This window comes from Kitasatospora sp. NPDC057518, from assembly GCF_042802075.1.
GTDB lineage: Bacteria > Actinomycetota > Actinomycetes > Streptomycetales > Streptomycetaceae > Kitasatospora.
The window spans coordinates 1-7818 of record NZ_JBHVEU010000421.1 but is presented as its reverse complement, the minus strand read 5'-3'; the positions used below and the strand labels follow the sequence as shown (position 1 = coordinate 7818).

Below are 7818 nucleotides of genomic sequence, written 5' to 3'. Positions count from 1 at the left end.
CCGCCCACCCGGGCTGCGGACGGGGACGCGCTCGCGCTCAGGGGCCCGGGCCGTCCGACCGCCCCGCGAAGGCGGCGCCGGGCCGCCCCGTCCAACCCCAGGCAGCCCGGCCCCCCGCCCCCGGCCGACGCGGCGGCTGGCGCGCCGCCTCGAAAACGGCCCGGCGCCGGGTCCCGCCCGGACGTCGACGGCTCAGTTGCCGCCCCCGCCACCGTCCATGTAGCTGCCCCCGCCGTTGTTGCCCACCTGACGGCGCCGGCGGCGCTGTGCGCTACGCAGCGCGTTGCCGGCGCCGAGGGTGAGGGCGGCGGCCACCCGGGTCCAGCGCGGCCCGCCGCGATCGGCCCACACCACGCAGCCGCACCCCGCGACCACCAGGACCAGAATCCCCACCAGAACCGCACCGACCATCACGGCCACCCGCCTTTCCCTCGACGCCCTACTGCCTGGTAGGACGTGCGGACCGTCCCACCCGGTTCGGCCACGAGGCCGGACGCTGTGCCAGGATGCGGGTGCCGAACGGCCCAGGTCACCGTACCGGTCGTACGGGAACCGTACCGACCAGAACCACCCGCCACCCACCCGTCAGCCGTACCCCGAGGAGTCACCGTGGCCACTGCCCGGTTCGCCACCCTGCACACCACGGCGGGCCCGATCCGCCTGGAGCTGTTCCCGTTCCACGCGCCGAAGACGGTCCGCAACTTCGCCGAACTCGCCGAGGGCACCCGGGAGTACACCGACCCGCGCACCGGCGAGCCGGGCCAGGGCCCGTACTACGACGGCACGCTGTTCCACCGGGTGATCAAGGGCTTCATGATCCAGGGCGGCGACCCGACCGGCACCGGCACCGGCGGCCCGGGCTACGCCTTCGCGGACGAGTTCCACCCGGAGCTGTTCTTCACCAAGCCGTACCTGCTCGCGATGGCCAACGCCGGCCCGGGCACCAATGGCTCGCAGTTCTTCATCACGGTGGGCACCCCCGCCCACCTCAACCGCAAGCACACCATCTTCGGCCAGGTCGCCGACGCCGCCTCCAAGGCCGTGGTCGACGCCATCGCCGCCGCCCCGACCGAGGACGAGCGCCCGGTCGAGGACGTGGTGATCACCTCCGTGGAGATCGAGCAGTCCTGACCCGCAGCCCGCCCGGCCCTCCCGTCCGGCCGGCGGAAACGCGAAGCCGCCGCCCGGCGCGGTGCGCGGGCGGCGGCCGTGGAGCGGGCGCGGTGTCAGGAGCAGCTGTTGAACGTCGCGCTGGTGTTGGCGATGTAGAGGGTGGCGCCGCCGTTGGGGTCGGAGGTGACCGGGATGGTGATGGTGTCGTCGGCGGTCCACGGGAAGCCCTGGGCGTCGAAGGTCCAGGTGCCGGTGACCTTGCGGGCGAGCTCGGCGAGCGTCACCCAGCCGTACTGCTGCTGCGGGACGGTGACGGTGACGGAGTTGTTGACGCTGCGCGAACCGCTCCAGACGTTCTGGAAGCTGATGCCGGTCTTGACCGAGGCCTTGAACACTCCTTCGGCGCCGCCGCCGATGTCGCTGCCCAGCTCGGTGCCGATGGTGTTGGACCAGCCGCTGGTGTCGGTGACCGCGAAGGACTGCTGGACGGTGCTGCTGGTGTTGTTGAACCAGATCGCGGAGGCGCACACCCGCGGCAGCGGCGCGGCGGGGGCCTCGCTCTTCGTGGCCCAGGAGCAGGCGGAGATGTTCTTCTGGCACTGCTTGGCGGCGTGGTCGACGGCCAGGTTGCGGGCGGCCTGCGCGAAGCCGGTGGCCCACTGCTGGTTGGCGGTGCCGTTGCAGGCGTACTGGTCGGTCCAGGCGTCGTCGTAGTTGCCGCCGAGCAGCAGGTCCAGGCAGGTGTTGTCGCCGGCGTGGCGGATCATGAACGCGTCGCCGCCGCCGGGCGCGGGCTGGAGGAACCAGCGCTGGCTGGCCTGTCCGGCGCAGGTCTGCTGGCGCAGGGCCGGGGTGAGGAAGGCCAGGTCGATGCACTTGCCGGTGTCGTTGTTGACGATGGTGAAGGTGTAGTCCGAGGGGTCGACGTTCAGCCGCCAGGACTGGTGGTAGCCGGGGGCGGAGTTGGTGACGATGTAGGCGCCGTCGCCCATGTTGCCGTTCTGGACGTCGAGTTGGCGCCCGTTGCTGAGCGACTTGATGGTCAGGCACTGCTGCGGCGAGGCGCAGGCGGCGAGCGCGGCGGACGGCGCGGGCGCGGCGGCGCGGGCGGGGGCGGCGGCCAGGCCCAGGGCGGCGCAACAGGTCACCAGGAGGGCCGCGAGCAGGCGCAGCCAGGGCGCGGTGCGTCCGAGGGGCAGGGTGGGCAAGGGGTGTCCTTTCGTCGGGGGAGAGGGTGGGGAGAGGAGGTCAGAGGTCAGGAGGCGGCGGCGAAGGCCGCCTCCAGGCGCGGGACGTAGTCCACGAGGTCCTGCGCCCAGCAGCCCGCGGTGTGGCCGCCGTGGCAGTCGGCGCCCCAGCCGGTGCCGTCGCCGTAGTCGGTGAAGCGGTACGGCAGGCCGAGCGCGTCCAGGCGCTGCTTGAGGCGCTTGGCGGTGCCCTCGGCCCAGAACTCCATGTCGCCGGGGCTGTTGTTGCCGTTGCCGGTGTAGACGGCGATGCCGGTGTGGTCGAGCACGGCGGCGCGTGCGACGGGGTCGGCGGCGTTCCAGCGCCAGTCGGCGTTGAACACCGGGTACGGGCTGCCGAAGATCGCGTCGCTGGAGACGGTGGGGCCGAAGTCCAGGCCGCAGGGGTGGCCGTCGCTGGGGCCGCAGAGCACGGTGCCGGCGTTGACCAGGGTGGCGACCACGGCACCGCGGATGATCATCTCGTCGGTGGACAGGTCGTTGGCGCCGGACATGGTGAGGACCTGGCCGAACAGGTCGGGGCGGTCCTGGGCGTAGTGCAGGGCGCCGAAGCCGCCCATGGACAGCCCGCCGACGGCCCGGTGGGTGCGGTCGGTGCGGGTGCGCAGGTTGGCGTCGACGAACGGGAGGACCTGGGTGAGGTGGAAGGTCTCCCAGTTCTGCGCGCCGGCGGCGGTGCCCTGGTCGAGCCAGTCGGCGTACCAGCCGCGCAGGCCGCCGTCCGGGATGACGGTGATCATCGACTGGGCGGCGGTCAGCGCGGGGTAGGCCAGCGCCGGGTCGCTCGGGTTGTCCGAGGCGCCGTGCAGGAAGTACAGCACCGGGTAGCGCTTGTCCGGCCGGGACGCGTAGTCGGCGGGCAGCAGGATGCGGATGGTGTGCGGCCCGGCGACCTGCGGGGTCGTGACGGTGATGACGAAGTTGGTGGCGCTGCCGGTGGCGGCGCCGACCTGGGTGAGGCCGAAGCCGTCGGTCAGCGGGGGCGGCGCGTCGGCCCCTGCCCCGGCCCGTACGGAGGCGGTTGCCGAGGCGGACGCGGGTGCGGCGGGTGCGGCGAGCGGGAGCAGGCAGGCGGCCAGGGCGGCGAGAGCCGCGCGGGCGCGCCGGAGCCGGGCAGGGGGCATGGGCGTCCTCGGCCTTCCGTCGTGTCTTCCGTCGTGTGACTGATCGCCGTCAACTCTTGCCAGGGCCCCGCCCGGACGCCAGAGCCCCCCGGTGGCGCACCTGGGCCACCGGCGCATGTGCGCCGCCGCTGCGGGTAGGCTCCCCCGGCTCCGCCCGGGGCGGGTACGAGGGGCGGGGCGCACCGTGACATTGGGGGGTGTCGTGCACGACGTACTGGAACCGGACTCCGAACGCGGCCGCGTCTACCACTGCCTGGTCGGCCGGCCGCGCGCCCGCGTACCCGAACTGGCACGGGAGGCGGGCCTGGACGAGGAGGCCGTCCTCGCCGTGCTGCGCGACCTCGCCGACGAGGGCGTCGCGGTGGCCTTCGACACCACCGACAGCGCCGACGACCGCGACCACGCCTGGGAGGCCCTGCCGCCCGCCCGGGTGGTCGAGGCGGTGCTGCAGCATGACGCGCTGCGCCAGGCCGCCGCCCGCCGGGCCGGCGCCGAACTGGAACGGCTCTACCGCTTCGCCCGCCGCGACACCGGCAGCTACGGCGCGCTGGAGGTCGTCGACGATCCGGCCGAGGTGCTGGCCGCCAGCCACCGCCTCCAACTCGCCGCCCGTCACCAGGTGCGGGTCATCGACGTGCCGCCGTACTCCGGCAGCCGCGCCCACTACCTCGACCAGGAGGTGCTGCAGCGCCGCCGGATGGCCGCGGGCGTCGTCTACCGCGCCATCTACCAGGGGTGCGCGTTCCAGGACCCGGTGGCCGGGCCCAACATGGCCCGGATGATCGAGGCGGGCGAGCAGGCGCGGACACTGGACGAGCCGCCGCTCAAACTCGCCATCGGGGACGACGACCTGGCCATCGTCACGCTGCGCGCCGACGACGGACCGGGCGTCGTCTCGCTGCTGATCCGGCCGTCCGGGCTGCTGAACGCGCTGAGCGCGGTCTTCGAGACGCTGTGGCGCCTGGCCGTACCCGCCTCCATGGCCGGCGTCGACCCGCGCATCGACGAACGCGACCGGCGGATCCTCACGTTGATGGCCGGAGGGGCCACGGACGACGCGATCGCCCGCAGGCTGGGGCTGGGGCGGCGCACGGTGGTGCGGCGGGTCTCCACCCTGCTGGCGCACCTCGGGGCCACCACCCGTTTTCAGGCGGGGGTGCAGGCCGCGCGGAGGGGGTGGCTGTAGGCGGGGGCGGCTTCCTGGTGCGGTGCGTTGGTGTGGAGGGGAGGGAGTGGGAAGTCGGATCGGCCGACTTCTGGTGCGGGCCGCGTGGAGGGGTTGTCTGTAGGCGGGGCGCCGGCCTGACGTCTGACGCGGCGCGTCGGCGCGGAGGGGCGCGAGAAGTCGGATCGGCCGACTTCTGGTGCAGATCGCGTGGAGGGGTTGTCTGTAGGCGGGGCGCCGGCCTGACGTCTGACGCGGCGCGTCGGCAGGGAGGGGCGCGAGAAGTCGGATCGGCCGACTTCTCGCGGTGCGCGGCGACGCAGCCGTCGTCGAAGTGGAGCGGGGAGTGGACGGGTCGGTGCTGAGGCGGCGGTCCGGGCTGGGGGCCGGCCGGGTCTCAGCGCCGGACGTGGCCGATCACGTGGGCTGCTGGGTGGGGTTCGCCCAGCTGATCCTGATCTCGCGGTCGCCGGCAGGGATGACGAGGACGGGTTCGTCGGCGAGGTCGCGGATGATGTCGCGCCGGGCACAGGGGCCGGTGAGGCGGCGCTCCAGGGCGTAGTGCTGGAAGCGGGACATCGGGCGGTAGCGGACCGAGTCCCAGAGCCGGCGCAGGAGGTCGTCGCTGAGGGTGTGGACGGCGGGCGGCTGGTGGTCCGGGATCTCCACGAGGACGTCGTGATCGGCCCTCACGCGGCCACCTCCGACCAGACGATCTTGCCGGTGTGCTCGCGCGGGGAGCAACCCGTGCGGGTCGACAGGCACTTGACGAGGTGGAGGCCGCGTCCGGCCTCGCCGTCGAGGGTGAGGGCGCGCAGGACCGGTTCGCGGTTCCGCCGGGCGTCGTGCACCTCGATGCGGAGGCGGGCGGGGTCGAGGTCGAGGGCGAGGTAGATGCGGTGGCCGGGCGGCGTCCCGTGGACGAGGGCGTTGGTGACGAGCTCCGAGACGATCAGGAGCCCGGAGTCGCGGTACGACTCACCGGCGGGGGTGGAGGCGAGGAGCGAGGCGAGGAGGGAGCGCCCCTCGCCGGGGGAGCGGCGGCTGCGCGGCAGCCAGGTGGTGGAGGAGTGGCAGGACATGGCGAATCCACCTTCCAGGTGCGGAGTTTGAAGCCATGTGGAGGCATAGGGATGCCCGGCAGCAGGTCAGGATCAGTCACTCAAGAGACCCGAAGGACTACTCCCTGTAGCATGCTCTGCAATGGCTTCATTGTGCAAGCGCGCCATCACGCAATTGCGCGGAGTCGCAAGATTCTTGTGACCGCCAAGGGAGGTGGCAGACTGTGACCCGACGTCAACCAAGAGGGAGCGACGAGCGTGGACAGTCCAACCGTGCTGCGCCGTAGGCTCGGCTCCGAGCTGCGACGATTGCGCGAACGGACCGGGCGTCAGGCCAAGTCCGTTGCGGACGAACTCGGCTTCAGTGCAACCAAGGTGTCGCGGATCGAGTCGGGTCAGACGACCCTGAAGGAATCAGACATTCGCGCGATGCTCGAACTGTACGGCGTCAGCGACGAGGCCGAGTTGCGGCAGTTCATCTCGCTGACCCGCCGCAGCACGCAGCGCGGCTGGTGGCACGACTACGCGGACACCCTGCCGGACTGGTTCCAGACCTACGTGGGCCTTGAGGCCGACGCCGCGCGGATTCGCTCCTATGAGTCCGAGTTGATTCCTGGGCTGTTTCAGACCGCCGACTACGCACGCGAGGTATTTCGGGCCTTCCGGTCGGAGCGGAACGGTGACCAAGCCATCGAACGGCGGGTGAAGCTCAGGCTGCAACGCCAAGAGCTCGTCCGGAGTCCAGAACCACTAGCCGTTCACGCTGTGCTCTCCGAGGCCGTCCTTCGACGCGTGGTCGGGGGCGCTCACGTCATGACGGAGCAGGTCGGCCACCTGGTTACGACTTCGCAATTGCCCAACATCACCATCCAGGTGCTTCCGTTCAGCGTGGGTGCTCACGCGGCGATGGGGACGAATTTCCGCATACTTTCCTTCTCGGACGTGCCGGGCGAGGTCGTTTACTGCGAGTCGGTCAGCAGCAGCCTCTACATCGAGAAGGAGGCCGACATCCTTCGGCATGAGACTGTCTTCAACCAGCTAACGTCGTTGGCGATGACTCCGGAGGACTCCGTCTCCTGGATGCAGAAGCTGATGACAGAAGGGTACGGAGTATGAACTGGCACAAGAGCAGCTACAGCAATCCCTCTGGCGGCGACTGCGTCGAGGTGGCCGATGGCGTCACCGGCGTGGTTCCGGTGCGGGACAGCAAGGATCCTCACGGGCCGGCTCTCGCTTTCACCGCTGAGGCGTGGCAGTCCTTCGTTGCGGGCGTCCAGGCCGGCGACTTTCCGGCCGGTTCCTGAAGCGTTTCTTGCCGGGCGGCCCTGCGGAGCACGCAGGGCCGCCCGGTCTGCTTGATGCGCTGGGCCAACGTGAGGGCCCTCGGAGTGCCTCGACCTCGCAGCGGGGGCGGGCTGAAAACCTGAAGCCTCCACCCCTCCGCGCGACTACTGTGCTGCCGGGTAGGCCGCCCCGACCGCTGGAGGCTGATTCGTGCTGACCGATTCGCACCCGCCGTAGGTACCTCTGGAGAGCCCGGAGGGCCCTACGGAGGCCCCTGATGTCCCGAACCGTCCGCACGACTCCCCGACAACTCCGCGTCGAAGAAGGCGCATCGCACTCCATGTCTTTGTACGACCTGCGCTACACCCGCGCCGAACTGGCCCGGGCCGCCCGTGAAGGCCGCCGCCCCGCCCCCAAGAAGACGCGCCGCCGGATCACCTCCTGGCAGTGGCAGGTGCTCGACTGCAGGACGGGGTACTTCTCCACCGAGATGGCCACGGCCGAAGGCCGGGCCCGCCTCCGGGGCCGGCTCGACGCCCAGCGGATCCGCGGACTGCACCGCGCCGGCCACGACCTCGCCGGCGCGGACATCCCCCCGGTCCATCACCGCCACGACGCACTCTGGCACGCCTGGTAGCCACGAAGCACCCTCTGCGGCCCGCTCCTCGGCTTCGCCCCGGATGCGTCGCGGTCCTTCGTCGAGGGCGTCCGGGTGGATGGCTTCCCGGTGGTCGGCTGGCCCAGTACCGTGGGCTGCCCCGCGCCGCGCGGGTCTGGCGGGAGGGGCGGGAACGGATGGACACCCAGCCGGGACAACCACGGCC

Annotated in this window: 10 protein-coding genes; 5 read left to right on the top strand and 5 right to left on the bottom strand. The window is 71.8% G+C overall.

Annotated features, from left to right (window positions below; translation table 11 throughout):
- Window positions 1–192: 192 nt before the first annotated feature.
- Window positions 193–393, bottom strand: a complete 201-nt coding sequence (locus tag ACFU7Z_RS31840; RefSeq protein ID WP_380781291.1) for a hypothetical protein — start codon at window positions 391–393, stop codon at window positions 193–195.
- Window positions 394–609: 216 nt separating this feature from the next.
- On the opposite strand from ACFU7Z_RS31840, the gene ACFU7Z_RS31835 reads away from it, so the two are divergent.
- Window positions 610–1131: a peptidylprolyl isomerase gene (locus ACFU7Z_RS31835; RefSeq protein WP_049655493.1), complete on the top strand. Its 522-nt coding sequence runs from the start codon at window positions 610–612 to the stop codon at window positions 1129–1131.
- 95 nt (window positions 1132–1226) lie between these two features.
- Here the strand turns inward: ACFU7Z_RS31835 and ACFU7Z_RS31830 are convergent, their stop codons facing one another.
- On the bottom strand, window positions 1227–2321 hold the full coding sequence (locus ACFU7Z_RS31830) for an RICIN domain-containing protein (RefSeq protein ID WP_380781289.1): 1095 nt from the start codon (window positions 2319–2321) through the stop codon (window positions 1227–1229).
- Between the two features lie 47 nt (window positions 2322–2368).
- The gene (locus ACFU7Z_RS31825; protein WP_380781287.1) at window positions 2369–3484 is read right to left on the bottom strand and encodes an alpha/beta hydrolase; all 1116 of its coding nucleotides are present in this window, start codon (window positions 3482–3484) and stop codon (window positions 2369–2371) included.
- A 202-nt stretch (window positions 3485–3686) separates the two neighbouring features.
- On the opposite strand from ACFU7Z_RS31825, the gene ACFU7Z_RS31820 reads away from it, so the two are divergent.
- Window positions 3687–4670 (top strand): helix-turn-helix transcriptional regulator, encoded by a 984-nt coding sequence (locus tag ACFU7Z_RS31820; protein WP_049655487.1) that lies wholly within the window; start codon window positions 3687–3689, stop codon window positions 4668–4670.
- A 396-nt stretch (window positions 4671–5066) separates the two neighbouring features.
- Here the strand turns inward: ACFU7Z_RS31820 and ACFU7Z_RS31815 are convergent, their stop codons facing one another.
- Window positions 5067–5342, bottom strand: a complete 276-nt coding sequence (locus ACFU7Z_RS31815) for a hypothetical protein (RefSeq protein WP_380781285.1) — start codon at window positions 5340–5342, stop codon at window positions 5067–5069.
- A complete protein-coding gene (locus ACFU7Z_RS31810; RefSeq protein WP_380781284.1) occupies window positions 5339–5731 on the bottom strand; it encodes an ATP-binding protein in 393 nt (130 codons plus the stop codon). Before ACFU7Z_RS31810 ends, ACFU7Z_RS31815 begins: the two co-directional genes overlap by 4 nt.
- A 237-nt stretch (window positions 5732–5968) precedes the next feature.
- On the opposite strand from ACFU7Z_RS31810, the gene ACFU7Z_RS31805 reads away from it, so the two are divergent.
- The 3 genes from ACFU7Z_RS31805 to ACFU7Z_RS31795 all read left to right on the top strand — a co-directional run bounded on the left by ACFU7Z_RS31805 (window position 5969) and on the right by ACFU7Z_RS31795 (window position 7631).
- Window positions 5969–6826 (top strand): helix-turn-helix domain-containing protein, encoded by an 858-nt coding sequence (locus ACFU7Z_RS31805; protein WP_375876274.1) that lies wholly within the window; start codon window positions 5969–5971, stop codon window positions 6824–6826.
- Window positions 6823–7014 carry a DUF397 domain-containing protein gene (locus ACFU7Z_RS31800; protein WP_074001038.1) on the top strand — a complete coding sequence of 64 codons (192 nt, stop codon included), beginning with the start codon at window positions 6823–6825 and terminating at the stop codon, window positions 7012–7014. Before ACFU7Z_RS31805 ends, ACFU7Z_RS31800 begins: the two co-directional genes overlap by 4 nt.
- Window positions 7015–7334: 320 nt before the next feature.
- Window positions 7335–7631, top strand: coding sequence for a hypothetical protein (locus ACFU7Z_RS31795; RefSeq protein ID WP_380781282.1), 297 nt, complete (start codon window positions 7335–7337; stop codon window positions 7629–7631).
- Window positions 7632–7818: the final 187 nt, after the last annotated feature.